Annotated in this window: 13 protein-coding genes and 1 CRISPR repeat array; of the genes, 9 read left to right on the top strand and 4 right to left on the bottom strand. The window is 39.5% G+C overall.

Annotation, left to right across the window (positions count from 1 at the left end; translation table 11 throughout):
• Positions 1–264: 264 nt before the first annotated feature.
• The 4 genes from LVD47_RS06980 to LVD47_RS06965 form a co-directional block, all read right to left on the bottom strand.
• Positions 265–3,495, bottom strand: a complete 3,231-nt coding sequence (locus LVD47_RS06980) for a SusC/RagA family TonB-linked outer membrane protein (RefSeq protein ID WP_236974847.1) — start codon at positions 3,493–3,495, stop codon at positions 265–267.
• 426 nt (positions 3,496–3,921) lie between these two features.
• Positions 3,922–4,155 (bottom strand): hypothetical protein, encoded by a 234-nt coding sequence (locus LVD47_RS06975; protein WP_236974846.1) that lies wholly within the window; start codon positions 4,153–4,155, stop codon positions 3,922–3,924.
• A 383-nt stretch (positions 4,156–4,538) separates the two neighbouring features.
• Positions 4,539–6,125: a TlpA family protein disulfide reductase gene (locus LVD47_RS06970; RefSeq protein ID WP_236974845.1), complete on the bottom strand. Its 1,587-nt coding sequence runs from the start codon at positions 6,123–6,125 to the stop codon at positions 4,539–4,541.
• A 96-nt stretch (positions 6,126–6,221) separates the two neighbouring features.
• Positions 6,222–6,383, bottom strand: a complete 162-nt coding sequence (locus tag LVD47_RS06965; RefSeq protein ID WP_236974844.1) for a hypothetical protein — start codon at positions 6,381–6,383, stop codon at positions 6,222–6,224.
• Positions 6,384–6,741: 358 nt separating this feature from the next.
• Between LVD47_RS06965 and LVD47_RS06960 the strand changes: the two genes are divergently transcribed.
• The 9 genes from LVD47_RS06960 to cas13b all read left to right on the top strand — a co-directional run bounded on the left by LVD47_RS06960 (position 6,742) and on the right by cas13b (position 23,339).
• Positions 6,742–7,572 carry a hypothetical protein gene (locus tag LVD47_RS06960; RefSeq protein WP_236974843.1) on the top strand — a complete coding sequence of 277 codons (831 nt, stop codon included), beginning with the start codon at positions 6,742–6,744 and terminating at the stop codon, positions 7,570–7,572.
• Positions 7,573–8,218: 646 nt separating this feature from the next.
• A complete protein-coding gene (gene thcB4, locus LVD47_RS06955; protein WP_236974842.1) occupies positions 8,219–9,391 on the top strand; it encodes a Thoeris type III anti-phage system protein ThcB4 in 1,173 nt (390 codons plus the stop codon).
• Positions 9,373–9,954 carry a Thoeris type III anti-phage system protein ThcA gene (gene thcA / locus LVD47_RS06950; protein ID WP_236974841.1) on the top strand — a complete coding sequence of 194 codons (582 nt, stop codon included), beginning with the start codon at positions 9,373–9,375 and terminating at the stop codon, positions 9,952–9,954. Before thcB4 ends, thcA begins: the two co-directional genes overlap by 19 nt.
• 2 nt (positions 9,955–9,956) lie before the next feature.
• Positions 9,957–10,655, top strand: coding sequence for a TIR domain-containing protein (locus LVD47_RS06945; protein WP_236974840.1), 699 nt, complete (start codon positions 9,957–9,959; stop codon positions 10,653–10,655).
• Between the two features lie 524 nt (positions 10,656–11,179).
• Complete coding sequence (gene avs4, locus LVD47_RS06940) at positions 11,180–15,886, top strand: AVAST type 4 anti-phage nuclease Avs4 (protein WP_236974839.1); 4,707 nt, start codon at positions 11,180–11,182, stop codon at positions 15,884–15,886.
• Between the two features lie 49 nt (positions 15,887–15,935).
• Entirely contained in the window at positions 15,936–16,619 is a 684-nt protein-coding gene (locus LVD47_RS06935) for a hypothetical protein (RefSeq protein ID WP_236974838.1), read from the top strand.
• Between the two features lie 799 nt (positions 16,620–17,418).
• A complete protein-coding gene (locus tag LVD47_RS06930) occupies positions 17,419–18,297 on the top strand; it encodes a restriction endonuclease (RefSeq protein ID WP_236974837.1) in 879 nt (292 codons plus the stop codon).
• Between the two features lie 669 nt (positions 18,298–18,966).
• Positions 18,967–19,620: a hypothetical protein gene (locus tag LVD47_RS06925; protein WP_236974836.1), complete on the top strand. Its 654-nt coding sequence runs from the start codon at positions 18,967–18,969 to the stop codon at positions 19,618–19,620.
• A gap of 179 nt (positions 19,621–19,799) precedes the next feature.
• A complete protein-coding gene (cas13b, locus tag LVD47_RS06920) occupies positions 19,800–23,339 on the top strand; it encodes a type VI-B CRISPR-associated RNA-guided ribonuclease Cas13b (RefSeq protein WP_236974835.1) in 3,540 nt (1,179 codons plus the stop codon).
• A 139-nt stretch (positions 23,340–23,478) separates the two neighbouring features.
• A CRISPR array of direct repeats spans positions 23,479–24,239; the repeat unit is 36 nt; unit sequence GTTGTAACAGCCCTGTATTTGAAGGGTAGTCGCAAC.

Raw genomic sequence — 24,239 nt, 5'->3', positions numbered from 1 at the left:
AAGGGATCGTCCCCAAGGGATCACTTTGTGGCCAAGCCGCGCACATGCATGGAGCAGAGGCAGGTTTGGGGAGCCTGTCTGCCGGGCCTATTAACTTCAATCGCAGCCAGGCAGGCCCATCTGCCAGATCGAATTACCTTTTAATAGTAGCCAGGCAGACCGGGATTATTTGAATATATTTTGATTTTTATTAATACTTCAGGCTTACCAATCCCGGCTTATGCTCTATCCATACCCACGGCTTAGTAATCCTTTCCGTACTTTTCAAAACTCCACCCGCACCCCCACCGCTACACTTCGCCTCGGCCGGCTGCTCCGGAAGTCCGGGTCCAGGGGATCATCGCTCGCCTTCCACAGGATACCGATATTGTTCACATAGCAATAGAACTCGGCGTGTTGCATCGGTAATCGCGGCACCTTCCTCCGGTCCAGCGCATAGCTCAACCGCACATCCTGCAACCGGATGTGGTCGCCTTTCTCCACCAGGATCTCGGAATAGCGGTAGAGATTGTCCCGGTTCGAATTCACACCGGAAGGTAAAGAAGGAACATTCGCATGCGCTTCATCACCCGGAACCTGCCATCGGTCAGCATAATCCCCATGGCTCATTCTTCCGGTTAATACCAAATTGTATAACACAGAGGCCCTGCGGTAATAGTATCCCATACGGTAACTGATATTGGCCGATAATCCCCACCCCTTCCACTGAAGTTCATTCCGCACCGCGCCGAATACCATAGGGCGACCGGAACCATGGTATACCAAATCATTGATCGTAGTCCCATTAATAATCCCCGAAGAATGAGTGCTCAATTCTCCATCTAAGTATCCTCTCGGATTTCCTGTCTGGGGATCCAGTCCACCCCACCGGTAGCTATACACCGGGAAGAGGGGCTTGCCTTTTACCGGTAGTATCCCTACGCCGCCATCCCGGACGGCAGCCACATAATCCCCCGGGGCTGCATCCAACAGATATTCCGTGACCCGGGTCCGGTTCCAGCTGGCAAAGAAATGCGTCTTCCATAGAATCGATCCACCGGTATTGCGACTATCGACTTCTATATCCAGTCCCCTGCCTTTGGTATCCGCATAATTACTCCGGAATACGGTCAGGCCTCCGGAAGGCGGTATCGGACTGTCCCCGATCAGGTCTTTCCCGTTCTTGTGATAATACTCAAAGCGGCCCTGTAGACGGTTCCCCTTCGTGGCAAAATCAAGACCGATATTAATATTTTGGATCTTCTCCCACCGTAATTCCGGATTGGGAGGATTGATGATCCGGGCATACGATTCATTTGAATTCAAATTACTCGTGTTCCCTGCAATAATGGTGGCTGTGGTTTCCGCTGTCAGCCGCTTATCGATATTTCCATTGTAGCCGTAGGTCGCCCGTAACTTCAGATACGGGAGGAAGGACCAACGGTAAAACGATTCGTCGCTCACATTCCAGCTCATTCCCGCAGACCAAAGGGGTACCCCCCGTTGATTCGCCTCTACTCCGAACAGGTTCGACAAATCCTTGCGACCGCTCAGCGTCAAGCCATATCGTCCCTTATAGAAATAGGAGGCATTCCCGTAATACGAAATAAAACGGTCGGTCAATAAATCGTGACCGCTAAAATCGTTGATACTCTGTGGTACCCATTCATTATCGTACTGGGGATATTCTTCCCGGAAGTTTACTGCCTGGCTAAGGGCACGGTCGGGATCATATCCATAATACCGGTTCATACGGCCCTCCGTCCCCAGGTCCCGGATCTCATATCCGGCCAGGGCCGATACCCGGTGGTTTCCCGAAGACGTATTATTGTATTGCAATTGTCCCCGACCGTAATGGCTTTGGGATGCATTCGATGTCCGGTCCAGTATCGCCCCATAGGGAATCGGTCGTATCAAACGTCCATCCCCGTCCACCTGGGTGAATCGGTTGACCATATCCCGGACAAAATAGCTTTCTTTCGAATATAGTTGTTCAAGCACACCGTCCGATTTCCAATACTGATACTGAAGTTGCGCAGTGAGCCCGGATAATATCTCATAGGATACCGTAGGAGCGATCCGCCATTCAGGACTTTGGTCCCTGGTAACAGTCCTTCCGATCTCTTCCAAAGGAGAATAACTCCAATCCAACAATCCCACTTCTTCCGCTTTTTCGATAAACGGTACCCTGTGGTCCCGGACCATCGTCACCGGATTCCCAGCCCCATCTGACAACTGCGCATAGGGATAGGCTCCGTAGTTTCGGTAATAATTGATACTGCCCGGTCCCTCATTTTTCCGCTCCGTATTCCGTTGCACAAAATTGGACCGGATTCCCATTTTCCACCGGCCGTCCCTACTTTGCCACTGATGGTCCCAGTTGAGGGTCAGACGTTGGGTGTGATTTCCTACCAGGGCCTGACGATTCGCATCATACCCTGCCGATACCGCATACCGGTGCTGTTCACCCCCTCCCCGTAGGGACAGTGCATATTGTTGACTTATGGCCGGTTGGTATAAGTATTCTTCATAGTCTTCCCGCACATCCCGGGTCCTCCACTCTGCCAACCGGGATTCCAGTTCCCCCTGGCTAATCATCCCGTCCCGGTGCGCAACCAGGGACTCCACAACGGGGGTTAGCGGTTTATTGTCAAAGGAATTTTCCCAGCTTCTGTAGTACCCATCTTCATACAGCATCTGCTCCACTTCTATAAAATCCCTTGTACTCATCCTCGGGACATAGAACTGGTCCGGTGACTCCGTCATCCGCATATTACTATTGAACGATATTTTCACCGGTTCACTGTATTCTCCCTGTTTAGTGGTGATAACAATCACCCCATTCCCGGCCCGTGCCCCCCAGATGGAGGCGGCAGCCGCATCCCGCAGCACGGTAATGTTCTCCACATCATTGGGATTAATCGATGCCAGGTCTCCCTCATAGGGGAAGCCGTCCACTACGATCAGCGGACGGGCATTCGCATAAATCGTGTTCCGGCCGCGAATGGAAAAAGGATCTTGCGAAGAAGCATTCCGATTGCGGATCAGGCCCGGCACCACATCTTCCAGTCTTGCTTCCAGGTTCGTCGTCACCCTTCGCTGCACCAGTTCTTCATCCACCGTAGCGAAGGAGCCCGTCGCCCGCTCCCGCGGCAGCTCCTGGTAGCCCGTAGATACGATCTCCACTTCCCCGAGTGAGATACCCGAAGGGGCCAGGTTCACATGAATGGAGTCGGCACCTGGTATGTGCGTAAGTAGTTGCTTTGGTCTATACCCCAGGTACCGAACTTCCAATGTATAGGTTCCTTCGGTGAGCGATAGGGTGAAACGACCCGATCCATCCGTTACCGAACCTATGTTTTCTTCCCCCATCACCTGCACGGCAGCCCCCTCCAATACGTGTTGCGTCAAGGAGTCCCATACAGTACCCTGCAGGGTGTATACGGCCTGTTGGGCTTGTAACCAGGATGCACTCATCAATATAAGTAGTAGTGTGATACGTTGTGTTGTTTTCATAGGTTGTTTTTGAGGGATCGCTAAGCCGCGCATCAGCCTGTGTGATAGCGAGGATTGGTGAGCCCGGGTTCCGTATTTTTTTTTCATTACATTTCGTGTAGCTTCTCCAAATTCAGTTCTGTCATGGTTTTACCTTGCTTTTAATTTCCAGATTATCTTTACTTTTCATTGGCATCTTCATATTTCGGTTTGTATTTTTTCCCTTCCTTTTTTGCGGAAAAAAGGAAGCAAAAAGGACTTTTCTTCATGTTTCAGTTCGTGTAGCCTCGGGGCGGAGCCCTCGGTTCCCTCACCAGAGGTAGATCTACTACCTCTGATCCGTCCGATGGACGGATTTCGCTTAGTCACCCCCGTATTTTGACTTACCTCTCCCGCAGCCGAGCATTTATTTCAAATTGTTCTGTAATTTTTCCATTCATTTTCTCTTTAATTTCTTTCTAATCCAGTTCCATCATCGAAGCGTCTTTTCTCTCTCATAACCAAAAGTTTTTCTTTATCAATCCAGGCTCCTTCAAAATAATCCTTTCTTTTCCTGATAAAAACAGGGGCAGCCCCTACCGGCTCCGGAAGTGTTATGGCGAATTGCAATGTACTGACAGAAGGAATCCAATAACACTGCTCCGGAAATCCAGTCGTACGTATCGGGTCCTTTTCAAACATTCTCAACTTGATCTAATTAATTAAAAAATATTCACCCGCCGCGCACCTGGGGCTGTCCAACCTGTCAATCATTGTCCGGTCGCCCTCCGGCCACCGGGACTCTCCCTCCGGTCCTTTGACCGGAGAACTCCGCTTTGACCTGCCATCACCGGTCCGAACGCGACTCAGCAAACACAGGTCATAAGCATGGCATGAGTTCTTTACCCCGGGGTCTTTACTCCAACCTTGAAGTATACCCTTCGGGGTCTCTGATTTGACCCCGCGAAGCTTTCTCTGAATTGTATCACTCCTTATAGTCCCTACAAGCTAGACCTTCAAGGTTTCTATCCAAGCACACAGCCCGTCGCAACGCGTAGCTCACAGATCGAAACTTCCTCAACCTCTCAATCCAATTTTCTCTTGATCACTTCAATCATCTCCTCCGCATCCCGCGGCACAGCCGAACCCGTCATCCGTCCTTCCCGGTCGACCAGGAGGACGGTCGGGTACCCAAGGATCCCATACGCCTTCAGGAAGGGATGGTCCCGACCCTTTATATGCACATTGATCGCAGCATCCGAAGTATACTGGCCGGAGGCCACGCTCTTCAGCCAGGTATCCCGGCTCCGGTCCACCGATACGGAGAGCACGGCAAAATCTTCTTCATCCGCGAAATGAGCTTTCACTTTCGAGAGACTGGTCTTGTGGAACCACACGCAGGGCTTGCAGCCCGTGAACCAGAAATCCAGGAGGACTACCTTCCCTTCCAGGTCCCGGATATCTACCGTACGACCTTCGGTATCAGGCAGGGAAAGAGGCTCTACTTTCTGGTCCACCCAATGGTGCAACCATTCTTCCAGGTGCATCCGGCAATACGGATCTTCAATGGAGAGCAGAACCTCCTTAGTCCACTCATACATCCCCTCCCTCCCTGCAAAATTCTCAATTAGGTACTTCGCAGTCAGCACATCCCGGATACGGGGTACTTGCAACTTGCTCAAGTAGTCGATGCTCTTACCTCCTTCTTTGAAAGCCAGGCACTGGGCACGGCTTTCCAGGCTCCTTCGGTATTCCCGTGAATGAAGAATCACTTCATCCTGTAGAAACCGTTCATCATATCCGGACAATTTTTCTCCGAACAACCGGTCCAATTCGTCCATCGTTTCACTATCCTCTTTCATCCGCGCATACCGATATTCTGTGATGAATTTGGAATAAGCACTCAGTAATAGATCGCCCAGAATATCCGCCCGAAGGATATCCCAGGTTGCCGGATCGATCTTTCCTGCATAATCCGCCAGAATATCCATCCGGTGCGGGAATTCCTCCTTCCAGATTCTATCAATCCGGTTTTGAAGAGCTTTTATTCCTTCCCGGCCATATGGTTCCAGCAACATCTTACGCCGCCCCGGTATCCGACTGTCTTCATAAAGCCTGAGAATCTTCTCCGTGCTATGAACGAACTGTGCCGAATCTTCCACTTTCATAATGGAATTTCGTGCATACATGCTGTTATACATTGCCAGTTGCAGTTCATACTGACAGCGGAACAGGTCTCCATTCGCCCCTCCGAAAAGCGTATGGCCCCGTGTATAGTCTATCTTCATCCATATCGTGTCCCCGGGACGTATCAGGTAATAGTCTAGTATCGGATCCTTCACACCCAATTTCAGTTTTACATAACTCGGGCCCCTGAGTCCGGATAGACGAATATCGAATACCCGTTCGTGACCGGGTCCCGCCCCTTCCATCAGGTTCCCGGCCCGCACTTCACATACGCCTTCCTGGTAATCATTCCCCTCCGGATAATACCACAGTGGCCCGGTGTAGCACCGGTACCGGATGCTGTCATGATGGGGTGCTTCATACGAATTGATCATCCCATATATCACTGCCGTGCCCGTATCGCTAAAATGGTCAGTAAGATACTCCTGTGCATACACCTCTCCCCATACTCCTGCCAGGAGTAGGATCCATAAATATTTACTCATCTTTGTTTGTTTAGTAAATCCGAAAAAATAATAGAGTCGCCGGCTGCAAAACAGTCCTTAGCAGCCGGTCATATCGTAGGAAAAGGCCGGGAGTAGCTATACAGGCTTGCGGGGTTTCAACCGATATATCAATTCATACAACGATAGCTGCCCAAACGAAGACCTACCCCGCTCCCACCCCGTCGCACTGGAATCACCCGGCGCCCGGCTTCCGGCTCGGTAGTACTTCATCTGATCGGTTGGTTGCTTCGCTCGCATCTTTTATTCATTGTCGAGCCTCGTGTGTAGTCAAAAGAAAGGAAAAACAATAGAAGGGGCCCTAACTTTTGCCGCTAACAAGGTACTAGCACATACCCCAAACACAACAATCGATAAGAGCCCACTTCTATAGTCTTTGTGAAAATACACAAATATATAACAAGTGGGCATTCCCGATCTCCTCGTGTTTGGTCTGAAAGTGCTAGTTTCTGTCAACGAGGCATATGGAAATCATCCCATTTATTTACAAATAATTGCTTCGTTATGCAATTGTTTCATAAGCAAATATAGCAATACAATCTAAAAAAACAAACTATTAGGTATTTTTTTACATTGTTTTTGTGCTTTCATTTGTTTGATGGATCCCGTTCAGCAAACAAAAGACAAAATTGGCCAACATATTGAGTATTTGTACCTTTCAATTGGAATTAATAAAGAACAATTTGTAAATGCTATTAATAATGGGGTTTCAAAAAATACTGTTGCTAATATAGTCTCTGGTCGAAACAAGTATGCAATAGATTATCTAATCAAATGTGGGTTCTTCTTCGGAATGACTTTATCTGAGTTAGTAAGTACGAATACAAAGTTTTCATCTAATTCCAGAGAATTACTAATTAATTACCATAAATCTTTAGATTCCTCAGCCTATATTGTTTTAGAACAACAACCATCCATTAAATATGTTATTAATCAGATCCTGGAAACAGAATTGCTTAATGATTATGTCAAGGTAAAAGATATTGTTATTAAGATTGAAAATATATTGGGATACCGTTATAGCAGCTCTTCTTTATCTACCGTGCTATCGTCGAAAGATTACGCAGATATATTACTTCGGCGAAGAGACCCGTACAATCAATCACACTACCAATATAAGAAAGCTCAAATAACGGCTCCCTCAATTCAAAAGCCAGCTAATATTCCTTCATATATTAAGTTACAATCCATTGTCAATGCTAAAGGGTTTGATGATTTGTACTTTATGTTCGAATTACTCTCTATAGCAGATAAAGACAACTTTCAAACAGCTGAAATTATGAATAGAATAGGTGTCAAATCCACTGCTCAAAACCATTCCAAATACATCAACCCATTGATTAACAATAATTTGATAATAGTTCAAGGAAAAACCACTAAAAAACAGTGGATACAGATTACTGAAAAGGGCAGAGAAATTATATTATAAATGACTACTGATACAAAAGTTTTCAGCAGAATTGCAATCTAATATATTTAATTTATTTGGCAATATTTATTGTTATATAGTTTTAAAATTGATCATTTGATAATTTTTGGTGGAAAACTTCCTGACCGATGGTCAGTTTTCGAATTTAATTTTTTACATTAGGGGGTGTATTTGTTAACCCTAAATGAAGCAATGAAAATGTATTTACGTTCGCCACCCGTTATTTTTTGTAAAATCCAATACGATACGGAAATTTATAAATAGGTATGAGATGTTCCTCATACTGATGTCTTCAGTCTTGGGGATTTTATTTGATTTTTATGATATATGTTCAAAATATAAAAATACCTAAAGGTGTATATATACGACAATAGACGGAAATATAATTTACTTTTGGTGCATATATAAGCAAGTTGTGCTTCATGCAAAAAAAGCTAGCGTACAAGCAACTTTATTTGGTTTGCTTAGATATAAAGTTAACACTAGGAAACCGAAAGCATCTGGCCATTGCCAACGCTCGACAAGAATGGTGGTATTTTTGGAAACCAATTATAAGGACAAATAAAAAATGACGATAGTGACTAAGAATGAAAGGAAGAAATCTATAGAAGAAACCCTTTGGTAAATCTAACTCAAAAACTATGTGATGTCGCAGAAGTATAAATATCAACTAATTATTCTCGGAGACCCAGGATCAGTTGCTGATGAAATTACCAAGCTCTTTTTTTCTTCAGTTGAGGACCTGAAGATGCCTCCGGATTCTTTTGAGGTGATAACACGCTCAGACTTTTCACAAGCATATTCCGGCAATCAACCAGGTTTTGTTGTATATTTTGGAAACAAGCAAGGCCATCATAAAGATTTATCGGAAATTGATAGCCTGATTTCTGAGGGAGCAATTATACTTCCCGTGTTTTATGACTCCTTCAAGTTGGAAATTCCAAAATCTCTGAAAAATCAGAATGGATTGAAGTATGATGATAGCCAGAAACAAAAGATAGTGAACCTCGCGTTGGAGTCCTATGGCAAACTGCGAAGCAGTCGAAAAGTTTTTATAAGCTATAAGCGAAATGAATCCACTTCTGTGGCTATTCAACTATATGAAGCGTTAGAAAAAAGTAATTTTGATGTATTTCTGGATACCCATTCAATTAAACAAGGCGAACCATTCCAAGAGGAGCTATGGCATCGGATGTCTGACAGTGATGTAATAGTGATTCTGAATACACCTGGGTTCCTGGATAGTGAATGGTGTAAGGAAGAAATTGCAGAAGCAAATGCTAAGCAAATTGGGGTGATACAACTGATTTGGCCAGGGCATAAAATGGAGGATACTAATGAAGTGTGTATACCTTATCAACTTAGAGCATCGGATTTTGAGGATGGTATTTTTCAAGATAAGGACCATTCGAGATTGCAAGAATACATTGTACGGGGAATTTCAAGTGGTGTTGAGTCCTTGAGGGCGAGAAACTTAGCTTCGAGGCAAGACAGTCTTATTACCGAATTCCTAATAGCAGCAAATAAAGCTGGAAAAAGCCTGCAACTTCAACCGGAGAGAATAATCACTGAAGATCTTGGCTCGAATCGAAGGAGGTTGTTTGTTCCAAGCGTGGGTGTCCCACAATCCATGGATTGTAACCAATCAGAGGAAATTAAAAAGGAAATTGCAGACTATGAAGTTGACCAGATCCACCTTATCTACGATGACCTAAGGATTAGAGATAAGTGGTTAAAACACCTAGACTGGCTCAATCAGTACTTGGAGATAAAGACTATTAAAAAACAAGAGTTTGACTTATGGCTAAAGCAGAACTAAAGAACATTTTCCTTTCGGCAAGCATTCCTTTGCCAGAGCGGGATCCAAAGTATTTTGAGACGGCAGATGTAATAGCTATCAGAGATTCGGTGACTGCATTGGCAAGCACTGTGCTGCCACAATATAGATTGATTTGGGGTGGTCATCCATCCATTACTCCAATCATCAATTATGTTATTCAAAGACGAGGTCTGCAAGTCCAAGATAGAGTTACAATCTATCAGTCTAAATTTTTTGAACATAGATTTCCTCCAGATAACAATGAGTTTAAGAACGTCCATTTGGTAGAGAGTACTGGTGATAGAGAGAGTAGTCTCCTGGAAATGAGAAGGGTTATGTTTAGCTCACATCACTTCTACGCTGCCATCTTCATAGGTGGAATGGAGGGAGTGGAAAGGGAATATGAACTATTCCGTGAATTTCATCCAAAGGCGAGAATATTACCAATAGCAAGCACAGGGGCCGCAGCAAAATTGGTTTATTCGGTCGTAAATGTCAAAGAGAAGCGATTTGAAACAGATTATGCCTATTCGTCACTATTCAAAGATTTTTTACTTCAATAGCTATGGCAAGAAATATTTTCATCTCCTACAAGTATGGTGATACCTTGGTTCCTGATCTAAACAAGACCGAATTGCAATTCATTGGTGGTCGATTTCAATATGTAAAGCGACAGACAAGAGTACGCGATTATGTTGATGAACTACAAGAACACCTAAAAAAGGACAGCCATATCAATCTGGGCGAGAAGGATGGGGAAAGCTTAGAGGATTTTGCGGATGAAACTATCCGAACACAACTCAAAGAAAAAATTCGGGGAAGCAGTATTACCTTGGTGATCCTTTCTAAAGGAATGAGAGACACAAATCAACCTGAAAAAAAGCAATGGGTGCCTTGGGAAGTTTCGTACTCTTTACGAACCACTACAGTACAGAATAGAAAAAGTCAAAAGAATGCTGTTTTAGGGATTGTCTTACCTGATGAAAATAGTACCTATGATTGGTACTATACAGAAAACCCTGCTTGTAATTCCATAACTCACAACACTGGGGCCCTCTTCAGAATCCTTAACAAAAATATGTTCAATCGTAAGGAGTCGTTGACTCGAGAGTGTAATGGGACGATAATTCATAAAGGTGAATGTTCTTACATAAAGACTGTAAAATGGAGCGATTTTAAAATTTCAAGTGAACACTACATAGAAAAGGCAATAGAAATCAGAGATAATGCCGATGATTATGAGGTCATAATTAATTTGGATTGAAACCAATGGAATACGACACTTCAAAATATGCCGAAGGGTAAAATTAATTTGACATAAGGTAAATTTGAAAGCTGAAAACCACACACGTTGCCAAGTAACCTAGGCCAGAAATGCGCATCAAAGCTTGGCAAGGATTGTGTCTCAGAAATTGCGCGACAGAAAAAAGTAAAAAGCACGAAAGCACAATCGAGAAGACGGCTCCTTCACTAAATAGCAAGGGAGTGCGCTTCTTGCCGCGAAAATCCCGTTGACGACTCATCGGCGCACGGCTTTGGATGTTTTCCTTATTTACCGGGATCATTTCGGTCTGGATTTTCATCCCCGGAATATGGTCCGGGTATTGAATTTTTATACGAATAAAAAGAGCGGAGTGCCGAAGCTGGATAAGGATGGGAGGTATGAGTTTGGGAGGAGGGAGTATGAAATAATCTTATAATATTAAAACATGGGAAGATATTCGCCAACAGAAAGAGCTGGAGTAAATGCTGTAAATCAACAATGAAATCAAAGGAAATATTAACTAAGTGCAGGAAATAAATTGGAACATATTTAAAGCGAAATTTGCAGGTAAAGAGCAGAATACTTTTGAAAATCTTACCTATCAATTATTTTGCAGTGAACATGGAAATAATATCGGAATCTTTAGATTTAAAAACCAAACAGGAATTGAAACGGAACCTATCAAGTGTGATCAGGACTGTGTAGGCTTTCAAGCAAAATTTTTTTCCTCAAAACTATCAGACAATAAAGGCAAAATAATTGATTCTATCAAGAAGGCCAAAAGGGAAAATAGTAATCTAACTAAAATACTATTCTATTTAAACGATTCATTTTCAGAAAGTAATATTCATGGTAAAAAAGATCCTAAATATAAAATAGCAATTGAAGAAGAAGCAAGTGGACTTAACCTAAAAATTGACTGGAGAGTGCCCAGCCATATCGCGAGACAACTTGCACTACCTGAAAATCAATATCTGGCTGATTTCTATTTTTCTCAAAGGAAAAACATTATAGATTTTTTAATAGAAATAAAAGAACACACTGAAAATTTATTGTATTCGATCCATACTGATATCATTTATGGTAAACACTCAATAAAAATCGATCGTACTAAAGAGATAGAAAATCTTAAAAATCAAATCAATGAAGTAAATGCCCTGATAGTAAGTGGTCAAGGAGGATGTGGGAAAACTGCTATTATTAAAGAACTCTATAGGCAAATAAAGGAGGAAATACCGTTTTATGGGTTTAAGGCGACAGAGTTTAATGTTCAAAGTATAGATACCTTAATTGGTAGTGATGGGAACTTTTCATTAAATGATTTCATCAAAGCACATGCTGAGGAACCAAATAAAATTGTGCTTATTGATTCGGCAGAAAAAATATCAGATTTAGATAATCAAGAGCCCTTCAAAGAATTTCTTTCAGAGCTTTTAAAAAACTCATGGACAATAATCTTCACAACAAGGCTCAGCTTTCTCAACGATCTTCGCTATCAATTTCTTAGTATTCTCAGAATAAATTTTGATGAAATTCAAATTAATATCTTAACATTAAATGAACTTGAATCAATTGCAAATCAATACTCTTTCGAACTACCATCTAATACCAAACTTAAAAAGCTAATTCGTAATCCGTTTTATTTGGACGAATATTTACGTCTCTATACAACTGATAGAGATCTTTCTTCCTATTCTCAATTCAAAGAAAGAATTTGGTTGAGAAAGATTCAAAATTCTTCTTATACTCGAAACAACACAAATATTTTAAGAGAAAATTGTTTTTTGAGTATTGTAAAAAGAAAGACAGAGCAAGGAATCTTCTATATTTCTCCTATGGATTATTCTAATGAGATTCTGGCGTTATTACTGCGTGATGAAATAATCGGCTTTGATAGTAAATCAGGCGGATATTTTATTACACATGATATTTACGAAGAATGGGGGCAAGAAATATTAATTAAACGAGCATTTAAAAACTCACCCGAGTATATTGATTTTTTAACGGCAATTGGTAGTTCTTTATCCATTAGACGTGCATTTAGAAATTGGTTATCTGAGATGTTATCAGATAACCTTGATGAGATAAAACCATTTATTGAGGATGGTTTAGTGAGTCAAAATATTGCTCTTTTCTGGAAAGATGAAATATTAACGTCCATTCTGCTTTCTAATTATTCTCAATATTTTTTCAGCAATTTCGAAGAATTTATCCTAGAAAATAATCATCAAATTCTACGTAAAATAATTTTTCAGCTTAGGATCTCGTGCAAAGAAGTTGATACTAGCATAACATCTTTCCTTGACAATTCTGAAGAATTTAATTTAAATAACATTTTCACCAAACCAACGGGACCTGGATGGCAGAGCACTATTAATTTCATTTTTGAAAATGCAGATAAATTTAACACTGCTTCATTAAATTATATTCTACCTCTTTTATTAGAGTCGAGCTCTTATAATGACAATGGACAAACGACAAAACAAGTCGGACTTATAGCTCTTAAATTTTTCACAGAGTTAGAAGGATTAGGAAATAACATATTTCAAAGAAATTCTAACCCCAACACTTTAATAGATATAATCTTAAATTCATCCGGTGAGATTAAAACTGAATTGTCTCAAATATTTGAAGGGATTATAAAAAATGGACATATTGATAGAAAAGATAAGTTCTATAATCTATGTGAAACTTTGATTAGTTCTGATCTCAAAATTTTACCTATAGTTAGAGAATTACCTGATTATGTTTTACGTATTGCTGAATTATTCTGGTATAATCAACCCCATGACTCTCATAGATTTGTCAGCGGCGTGGAACCTCATTATAATATATCATCAAGACCAAATTACTTTCCACCAAGTGCTCTTCAAACACCAATATATTATCTTCTCCATTCTTCATACTCCAAAACCATTGATTTCATCATTAATTTTACTAATCGATCAATTCAGGCATATGTGGATTCAGGTTTCGATGATAGTATTGAAGAAGTAAAAGTGATTTTTCCATCAGGTAAATCTATCAAACAATATCTCTCTCATAGTTTATGGAATATGTATAGAGGAATAGGATCACCTTTAACCCCCTACCTCCTTCAATCTATTCATATGGCCTTGGAAAAATTCCTTTTAAAGGAAGCTGAAAATGAATATACTGAAACCATGAGAGATAAACTCTTATACTTGATTGAAAAATCAATATCCAGCTCTATTTCAGCAGTTGTAACAAGTGTCGTGCTAGCATATCCTAATAAGTTTTTCGATATTGCTAAAACATTGTTTAGCAGTATCCAATATATTCATTTTGATGGTCATAGAAGTACTTTTGGGGAAGGTGAAGCAATGAGTATTAATTCCTTAGGGTTTGATCTCCAGAGAGACAAACATTTTAAGATAGAGAGAGCAGAAACTTTTAAACAGCCGCATAGAAAGCACTCTTTAGAAAGTTTAATAGTTTACTATCAATATTTTAGAGATGAAAGTACTACTGCAAAAGAAGTTAAAGATAGACAGAAGGAAATTTGGGAAATAATTGATTATCACAAAAAGAATCAACAAGAATTGAATCAACCCACCCAAAATAAAAACAACCTATTATTACTATCTAGAATTGACAGTAGAAAAATGGATCCTACAATTGAAAAAGGAGAGAAAGGAGTCATCATTAATTTTAATCCACAAGTTGATCCTGAATTAAAAAAACATAGTGAAAAGGTCCAAAAAGCATTTAAGGAAAGAAAAAAATACCTATCTCTTGAACTTTGGGCAAAATCAAAATTTGAAGGAAGAAAAAGAAATATAAATCATAAAAGATATGATGATAATCCCACTTTGGTTTTAAAAGAAACTAAAGAAATATTGAAAGGGTTAAAAGGAGACTGTGATTTTGATTTTTATATAAATAATTATTCGATACCTGCCTTCAGTTGCGCTATATTAATTGGTGATTTCTTTTCTGAGCTTCCTGCAGAAGAGCAGATCTTCTGTAAAGATGTTATTCTCCATTATGCAAACGCCCCACTAAGACACGGGTATCAATACCAAATATCAGATGGCGTGGAGTCAGCAATCAATACTATTCCATTGTTAATGGAACAGTTCTCTACTTTTGATACTGAATTTGTATTACCGTTATACTTGATTTTATTTGATAATTATCCAATCGGGCATTATAAACGAATTTGCGATTATTCCATTGAGTCTATACAAAATAAGCTCCCTGAAAATAAAACAAAAAATATCATATTTACATTCATCAAGTTCAAATTGGATTTCAATCAATTACTTAATGAAAACAAAAAGAAATTTTTGAGAGAAAATAGATCATACAATTACGTACAGGTTGAAACTATTACCGATTTTCTTAAAAATTATGATGAAGCTGTAATTAATAATCTAAGTTCTTCACCTGATCAACAAGATTGGGTCATTTCAGACTATCCACTGGAAGATCTGGAAATTATTTTCAGATTAATTCCTAGTGATACTTCTGACAAAGAGTTGTTAAATCTTTCATTAGAATTGATCTTAATATTTTCAAAGCGACTTTTCTACAAGGATGACACTATTGAACACAATCTGCGGCTTAGAATATTTAGAAAATATTCTAACTTCATCCTTTCCAGAGAAAAGGATGAAGTTAAGAAATTTGTCAAACCATTTGTTGAAGAATTTAGGTTTACAGAGGAAGCTGCATGGTTTTTTGGAGAAATTATTAGAGCTGAAAACGAAGAGAAGACATACGAACAATTTTGGTACGTATGGAAAAGCTTTTATCCCAAGATAATAGACAATTTACAATATGATGATTATATTACTAGCCATGTTATTCATAACTATTTATTAGCATGGAACTATTGGAGTAAAAATATTAGTAGTTGGCCAAGTCTTAGAGAAAGAGAAAAGAAGTTCTACAGAGATATCGTTAAAGATATAGGCCACTTTCCATCAGTTCTTGATTCTGTAGCTAAATTATTAAATCAAATAGGTAGTGACTTTCTAAATGATGGTATGTTTTGGATTGCTCATCTTGTAGAGAAAAATACAAGTAAAAGTTTGGAAAAAAATACAATCTACTATATTGAGAAACTTGTTAGAAAATATATCTATTTAAATAGATCCAAGGTGAAAAAAGAAATAAAAGTTAAAGGGCCAATAATTAAAATACTTGATTTCTTAGTTCAAAATGGTTCAGTAAATGGCTATCTCTTAAGAGAAGATGTATTATAGCTCTATATTTCTGAATGAATAACTGTTGCGATTAAAATATTAAAGAGAAATGAAAATACACTTGAGAGCAGATACCCCATTGGAAATGATTGAAGAAAGCTTTATAGAAATATTATTTACAATAAGAAGTTGTTTATGTTATAGTAAAGACAATAATGAAGACAACCTGTTTTGGCAAAGAGTAAATCCAGAAAACACAAATGGGGTTCTGGGGTTTCCTGCATGTATTCTTATGTTATCTTTAGTAGACGCTTTAGGTAGTTTCTTTGAGGAGAATGATGATCTTAAAATTCAATTTACTGGAGAACAAGAATTTGTTCGCATTAGCCTTAACAAAAATAAAACACATTTTTATATTTTTAATTCCTTTCTTTTTGATCAAAACCTTTCTCGTGAAAAAATTGATCGTTTATGGGACTTGAGAAACAGTTTACTCCATAATAATGTTTTGACTAACAATATACGGTTAGTCAATTCGGATAAAGAGCCATTTATGGACAAAGTCAAAGGGCAATCAGGTGAAGGAATATTCTTTGAGCTAAGATTACTTTCATTTTATAAAATATGTGAAGAAGCGGTCAGAAATTTTTTAGTTTCTACTGATTTAGTAGACGATCATTTAAATTCTGTTATGACAAAATTAAAAAATAGGGAATCATTTTTCAATAAGTCTGTCTCAAATCAAAGAGATTTAGATCCATCATCTGACTTGGATATATTTCCATCGACTTAATGAATAGATCGATTCAAATAATGGGAAAGGTACTCAAAGGTGATTCGGATTTTGGTTTGATTTGTGCCTGTCAAGCCAAAAGAGTGGTCACTTGAAGGAAGCGTACGGAAAAAAGATGCCCTATCATACAGAAAGATAATAGGATTACTCCTAAAAAAAGGAGAAATGTTAATAACAATCCGGTCCGTTGACCCCATTGTTCATATCCTGTAAGGTTACGTGGCTGAAACCCTGTCAATACTGTCTCGCTTCTTGGCCCCACCCTAGTATCTATAAAGTTCAGCAAATCCTGGTCCACTCCTATCCGAAAAAACCAGATAGTCCGGAGATATAAAAAAAGAAATAGAGTAGTCACTATGAATTAAGGAGAAGGTTATAACAGGTCAATTCCTCACCTTTAAAATCGCCCTATCCTATTTGGCATAATCCTACTAATAACGAATGTTCAATACCTCTATTTAGATAAATCTGATGAAAAATTTCTGAATGAAGGTCAGTTTTTGAATATAATTTTATACATTAGAGAGTGTATTTGTAAGCCCTAATGAAGTGATGACAATGTATTTACTCTCGTCGCCCTTTTTTAAAATACAATGTTGTAGAAAAATTTATTAAGATGTATGAGATAATTACTAGGCTGATATCATCAGTTTGGGGGACTTTCTTTGATTTTGATGACGTGAGTACAGAATAAAAAATACCAAAAGGTATACATATTCCTACCATTCGGGGTATATGTGTACTTTTAGTGAATGTATAAATAAGTTGGTGCCTCATACTGAACAAAACTATAAGCTGAATGGGAAGAAAGAAAATTCACGATAAAGTTCCAACATACGACAAAATGTTAATTCCAACTTTGGAAGCATTAAAACGACTTGGTGGTTCAGGTTCAATAGACGAAATCAATGAAAAAGTTTATGAAGTTACAGGTTACGACGAAGAAATTCTGGAAATACCACACGATGAAAATGGAGTGCAAACAAAAGTTGAATATCGTTTAGCTTGGGCGAGAACTTATCTTAAAAAATATGGACTTTTGGAAAACTCTTCTCGTGGAATTTGGGCGTTAGTTGACAATGAAATTGATACTTCGAAACTCAATTCAGACGAAATTGTTCGATATGTGCGAGAGAAAACTCGAAAACCCAAAACGGACAAACCAAAAAATCCCAAACTTCAAAACGAAGAGGTTGAAGATGAAATTGAAGACCAAATTGATTGGAAAGAAAATTTAATTTCGGTTCTCTTAAAAATTGACCCTTCTGCATTTGAACGATTATGTCAAAGAATTTTAAGAGAAAGTGGATTTATACAAGTTGAAGTAACAGGGAAATCAGGTGACGGTGGAATTGACGGAAAAGGAATCGTAAGAATAAATGGATTTTTAAGTTTTCACGTTTTCTTTCAATGCAAGAGGTATAAAGGATCTGTTTCTTCCGGAGACGTGAGAGATTTTAGAGGTGCAATGCAAGGGCGAGCTGATAAAGGACTTTTCATTACAACGAGCAACTTTACGAGAGAAGCTATTAAAGAGGCTTCGAGAGATGGTGCACCACCAATTGACTTAATAGATGGTGAACAACTTTGTAACAAATTGAAAGAATTTAATCTTGGAGTAAAAACCGAATTAATTGAAGACATAAGTATCAATCCAGAATGGTTTGACAAAATATAAAAAGTACGAAGGCACAACATCTGCTATAGCTAATGCTAGCTAAAGTGTTAAAATGATAGAAATTATACAAAATAAACGTATTGCCAAAAGGAAAGTGTCTTGAAATCCCGCACTGAATTCTACAAAAAAATGAAAACCAAAATATAAATATATGGAAATCATATTTACTATAATTGTTATAGCAATCATATTCCAATTATTAAGTGGAAAGTCAAATTCTACAAAGAGACCTAACAGACCTCAACAAAAAAAACTGAAGTGTCACCATTGTCATAAATGTGGTCATCAAGTATTCGATTATAATGATGTATCACCAATGGTTTGCCCTTCTTGCAAAGAGTGGGGTACATTTTCTAAACTATATTAATTCATTATGGGATACCCCAAAAAGTATCTAAATACTAATTTATTATAATCATGAGCCAAATCATTCACCAAACCAAACTTCCGTCTCCCAGGCAAGGTGGCAGGTATGTCGCTTGAATTCTCGGAAACCATGGAAATCACAGTAATAAAAAACAGGACTTCTGCTTTATATCTGCATACTTCTTAGGGAAGTCTACAATCGGAATTAATTCTTGGGTGAGGTGCTAATTTTAAACAATTTAATTAACTTAATCCTAGCTAATAAGCTTACAGATTTAGGATAGAAAATGTATACGTTAAAAAATGCTTTACAATATCACTTTAGTTTCATCATTTCATAAAAATCTTGGAAAATGCAATCCCGATGAATTATACAAGATCATCGAGAAAATACAACCAGAAATAATATTTGAAGAACTATCCCCTGATACTTTTTCTTATGTATATGCTAATGGTTATATTCCTAGCACAATAGAAGCAATAGCAGTCAAGAGATATTTAAGAAATTACCCTATAAAGCATTTCCCCGTCGACAATTACCCAATAAATAAAAGTGACCTTTTTAATGGGGCAAATGAAATTGAAAAAAGGAGTATTAAATACTCCAAACTATGGAATGAACAAATATCAATGATCAAACAATATGGCTACGATTTTCTCAATAGTAGCGCCTGCATGAAACTTTTAGATAAAATACGGGAAGAGGAAGAGACCGTTTTGTTAGAAATAAATGATATAAAATTATCTCTTGAGTATAAATCAGAAAATAAGCTTAATAATAATCGTGAATATGAAATGCTGAGAAATATTTACAATTTCAGTAAACAATACCCTTATAACAGAGCAATATTTATTTGCGGAGCAGAACACAGAGAGCCGTTTATGAAAAAAATACAAGAATATGAAACAAAAGAAAAATTAATACTGAATTGGACATATTACGGATCTGCCTTATAATCATAAGAACACAAACAACATTTCTAGTAAGGAAAATAGGAGGGTCTCTAAAATCTATTCCTTACCAAATAAATTCTTAAGTGATATTAATTCAATTGTCCCAATTATGACTTCCTGCAATTTATTTTGTAAATTAGGGTAATAACAATAACTAATTTCAACCCTAAAAAAGATACAAAATGGAAGCAACCCCTATTGTCGCTCAACGTATATCGTATAGCCATTTCCGTACCGAAGACAAACACTACTTCGGCGGATACCTCAACCTGGCTCAGCAAAATATAGATTCAGTCACAGAGGTTTTGGCTGAGCGGTTTCATTATAATGTTCCAAGATCCGGATTATCCGGACTGCTCGATACAATACTTAGTCAAAACCTATCCGTCCCGGACTATCAACGAAGGATTGATTTTCTCGGACAATATTTACCGGTTGTCCGATACCTTGACCTATCACCGAATGATGAACGGTTTGCCGCATACCACGGGACCGACAAAGAAGACAAAAGGCGGGAATACCTAGTAGAAAACATCAAAATATTGCTCAGAGTAGGTAATACCTTACGCAATTATTATACCCACCATTACCATAAACCCATCTCGTTGGATAATCCGGAGTTATATAATTTATTGGATGAACTATTTGTTAAAGTGACCAAACATGTCCGGAAACAAAAAATGAAAAATGATTCGACCAGGGAGTTGCTGAAAAAGAACCTGGAGGAAGACCTGGAAATTTTGTCTCAACATAAAAAAGATGAACTAAAAACAAAGAAAGCCCAGGGAAAGAAAGTGTCCCTGGATGATGAAAGTATCCGGAATGGCATACTAAATGATGCCTTCCACCACCTCATCTACAAGGAAGGGAAGAGTGAAAAAGTATCTGCAAGGTATAAGTCCTATCATATCCCTACCGATAAATATGAGTTGCCAGTCACGATTTCTGAAAGCGGATTATTATTCCTCACAGGACTATTCCTCAGCCGGAGGGAAAGTGAAGGTATGCGCAGCCGGGTCAAAGGCTATAAAGCCCGGATCATCCGGGATCCGGATAAACCTATCACCCGGGAAAATAACGGGCTGAAATATATGGCTACCCACTGGATATTCGGGCATCTCGGATATACGGGGATCAAAACACGGCTGCAGACGGGGTACGACCGTACCACCCTGTTGATTCAAATCGCAGACGAACTCAGTAAAGTACCTGACGAGGTATATGAAGTATTGTCGAAAAAAAATCAGGCTACCTTCGTAGAAGACATTAATGAATATCTCTCAGAAGGGGCCCAATCTGCATCGGAAAAAGGAGCCCTGGTGGTCCATCCGGTCATACGGAAGCGCTATGAAGATAAGTTCCACTATTTCGTATTGCGGTATCTCGATGAATTCGTCGATTTTCCCACCCTCACATTCCAGGTCCATATCGGAAATTATATCCATGACCGGCGAACCAAATCCATAGAAGGGACAACATACCAGACAGACCGCCGGGTCAAAGAAAAAGTCAATGTATTTGGAAAACTATCCACCGTGAGCAAACTAAAAGCAAAATACTGGACCGAAAATGGCCCCTCTCCTTCCGATACGGGTTGGGAAGAATTTCCCCATCCATCTTACAATACTGTCGGAAATAATATCCCTGTTTTCATTAATCTTAAAAAAAGTACAGTGACCGGCTCCAGTCAACTATATGGGAACATACTAAAATACCGACGTGAAATCGATAATAAATCTCGAAATGCCGGAAAATCCACCAAGGAAGAGATGGTACAATTAATTCACGAAGAAATCGATGATAATAAACTTAATAGTGTATACAACCTCGCTCCCACTGCTTTACTTTCCTTGAATGAACTGCCGGCCCTGATACATGAACTCCTGGTCCGAAAGAAAACACCCGAAGAAATAGAGGAAAAATTAATCCGTAAGCTCAAAGAACACTTTGAACGTATTGAAAACTATAACCCAGATTCCGGGGGAGAATCACCTTCCCGGCTGTCTAGGAATTTGCTAAAAAGCGGTTCAGGCAAAAAATTACGCGTAAAAAAATTAAAGAATGCAATACGATCTGAAATCAAAGTCAGCACGAAAAAACTGAAACAACTGGAAGAAAATCGCAGGGAAGCAGAATCAAAGCGTTCCACACGCAAATATACCTATACGGGATGGGAAATGGGACGCGAAGCCACCTGGCTGGCCGATGACCTGAAACGGTTTATGCCAAAGGAAGTACGGGAACAATGGAGAGGACATCACCACAGTCAACTTCAGGAGTCCCTGGCTTTCTACAGACACCGGCCTGATGAGGCAAAGAATCTATTAGGAGCATTTTGGAATTGGAAAGAGGATGAGTATCCCTGGAACGATTTTATCCGAAAATCATTCCAGAAGAAAAATTTTGCAGCCTTTTACAGGCTGTATCACCTGGGAAGGAAAAAATATTATAAATCCCTGCTCCAGGGAATCAAGCAAAATCAAGAGGCTAAAGAATCATTAAAAAGATTCTTCGAACAAGAGCAAATATGGAATCTATTCCATCAGCGTCTTTATTTCAGAGACGATACGGAATCCCAAAAAATAAAATTACTCGCTCAGCCGCTGGTCTTTCCCCGGGGGATTTTTGACGATAAGCCTACATTCATTCCCGGAAAGAAAATGAAAGATGATCCTGGCTTATTTGCCGATTGGTTTCAATATGCATACCGGGACGACCATAAGTACCAACAATTCTACGATTTACCACGCGAGTACAAAGCAAAGTATAAAGAAGTCCGCGAGGAACATCCGGGAATGATAGAAAATCGTCAGGAACTATCACCCAAACAGCAACTCGACTGGTTCCGAATGAAAACAGATCTGGGCATTAAAAAGATCAAAACTCAAGATCTATTCCTGAATCTGATCACCAGGGATTTGTATAAAAAAACCTTTGGGCAGGATATTGAATTATTCTTATCGGACTTTTATCTGTCCCAGGAAGAACGGATGGAAAAAGATCGAAGGGCCAGGGAGCAGAGTGAGAGGGTTTTCGGGGATGATTCGGAAAACATCATCAATGACAAGTACCTATGGGGACGTACGGTACTTTACCGCTATAAAAACCTGCTGGAGCCCGCTGTCAAACTCAAAGACATCGGAAAATTCAAAAGATTCCTGACTGACGAAAAAGTGGACATTCTCTTCCAGTATGATACCGAACAGAAATGGACCAAGCGAGAGATGGAAGAGGAACTTGAAATCGGACCGGATTCCTACGAAGTCATTCGCCGGGAAGAAGTACTAAAAAGCATCCAATCCCTGGAATCGGATATCCTGAAAGACTGGGAATTTGACGGGGAGCAGGAGCCTCCTGAGTTTTTACAAGGGGAAAAGCAAAATCCCAATTTCAAGTTATACCTCGTTCATGGCATTTTGGAAAAATACGATTTAGTCGATGAAGGTGATATCGAATGGTTTCATTCTTTGGGAGACAGCAATTTTGAAAAAGTTCCTTTGGAGGAATTAAGTCATAAAACTGAGCAGGTTTATAAAGCATACCTCCTGGTGCTCCTTCGGAATAAATTTGCCCACAACCAATTGCCCCATCCCCGATATTTTCAATTTATGCAGAAAAGAATTCTTCTGAAAAAATCAAGGGGAGAAACGTATTGCCGATATCTCAGCCGCGTAGTGGAGGCCCTTATTTCCGAATTCAAAAATTTAATGTCTGCAGAATAAAATGTAATTTGGCAATTTATGGAATTAATAGAATCAAAAAAAAGCTCTTTGAAATTAGGATCCGGTATATCATGGTTGGTTTTTTACATGCTAACTCTTGTAGTATTCCTTTATATATCAAGGAATTAATTGGGGGATAGTTGTAACAGCCCTGTATTTGAAGGGTAGTCGCAACGGTGCGGGAATTATACACCCGAATGCGCTGGTTGTAACAGCCCTGTATTTGAAGGGTAGTCGCAACTCTACGATCTCTATAAACATACCGTTCTCCGTTGTAACAGCCCTGTATTTGAAGGGTAGTCGCAACCAATTCCCTCCGGTCCAATACACTCATCACGTTGTAACAGCCCTGTATTTGAAGGGTAGTCGCAACTTCGAATCTCAAAGGCTCCGGCTCATGGGGTTGTAACAGCCCTGTATTTGAAGGGTAGTCGCAACATCATAGTATATCATTTAAGTGTTTTATTCGTTGTAACAGCCCTGTATTTGAAGGGTAGTCGCAACTGGTTCCGATACGTGTAGCCAACTTTCTTTGTTGTAACAGCCCTGTATTTGAAGGGTAGTCGCAACATATTCTGGGGAATATCAAATTCCCGGTGCGTTGTAACAGCCCTGTATTTGAAGGGTAGTCGCAACTAATGTAATGAGCAACGGCTTCTCTAGCCGGTTGTAACAGCCCTGTATTTGAAGGGTAGTCGCAACTGGTTCCGATACGTGTAGCCAACTTTCTTTGTTGTAACAGCCCTGTATTTGATGGGTAATCACAACATGTGCTTCCGGGTTTAACAATTTACGTATGTTGTAACTGCCCTGTATTTGATGGGTAGTCACAACCGCTTGTCAATCATCTCTTGAATTGTCATCGTTGTAACAGTCCTGTATTTGATGAGTAGTCACAAC

The organism is Membranihabitans maritimus (assembly GCF_021729145.1).
Taxonomy (GTDB): domain Bacteria; phylum Bacteroidota; class Bacteroidia; order Chitinophagales; family Saprospiraceae; genus Membranihabitans; species Membranihabitans maritimus.
Note: the sequence above shows the minus strand (reverse complement) of the source record. Positions and strands in the feature narration are given on the sequence as shown.

Bases quoted from the DNA above. Each gene is read 5' to 3' on its own strand.
- LVD47_RS06935 (WP_236974838.1), top strand. From the start codon at position 15,936: ATGAAAATACACTTGAGAGCAGATACCCCATTGGAAATGATTGAAGAA.
- LVD47_RS06965 (WP_236974844.1), bottom strand. From the start codon at position 6,383: ATGCGAGCGAAGCAACCAACCGATCAGATGAAGTACTACCGAGCCGGA.
- LVD47_RS06960 (WP_236974843.1), top strand. From the start codon at position 6,742: ATGGATCCCGTTCAGCAAACAAAAGACAAAATTGGCCAACATATTGAG.
- LVD47_RS06945 (WP_236974840.1), top strand. From the start codon at position 9,957: ATGGCAAGAAATATTTTCATCTCCTACAAGTATGGTGATACCTTGGTT.
- LVD47_RS06975 (WP_236974846.1), bottom strand. From the start codon at position 4,155: ATGTTTGAAAAGGACCCGATACGTACGACTGGATTTCCGGAGCAGTGT.
- LVD47_RS06980 (WP_236974847.1), bottom strand. From the start codon at position 3,495: ATGAAAACAACACAACGTATCACACTACTACTTATATTGATGAGTGCA.
- LVD47_RS06970 (WP_236974845.1), bottom strand. From the start codon at position 6,125: ATGAGTAAATATTTATGGATCCTACTCCTGGCAGGAGTATGGGGAGAG.
- LVD47_RS06925 (WP_236974836.1), top strand. From the start codon at position 18,967: ATGCTTTACAATATCACTTTAGTTTCATCATTTCATAAAAATCTTGGA.
- thcB4 (WP_236974842.1), top strand. From the start codon at position 8,219: ATGTCGCAGAAGTATAAATATCAACTAATTATTCTCGGAGACCCAGGA.
- LVD47_RS06930 (WP_236974837.1), top strand. From the start codon at position 17,419: ATGGGAAGAAAGAAAATTCACGATAAAGTTCCAACATACGACAAAATG.
- thcA (WP_236974841.1), top strand. From the start codon at position 9,373: ATGGCTAAAGCAGAACTAAAGAACATTTTCCTTTCGGCAAGCATTCCT.
- cas13b (WP_236974835.1), top strand. From the start codon at position 19,800: ATGGAAGCAACCCCTATTGTCGCTCAACGTATATCGTATAGCCATTTC.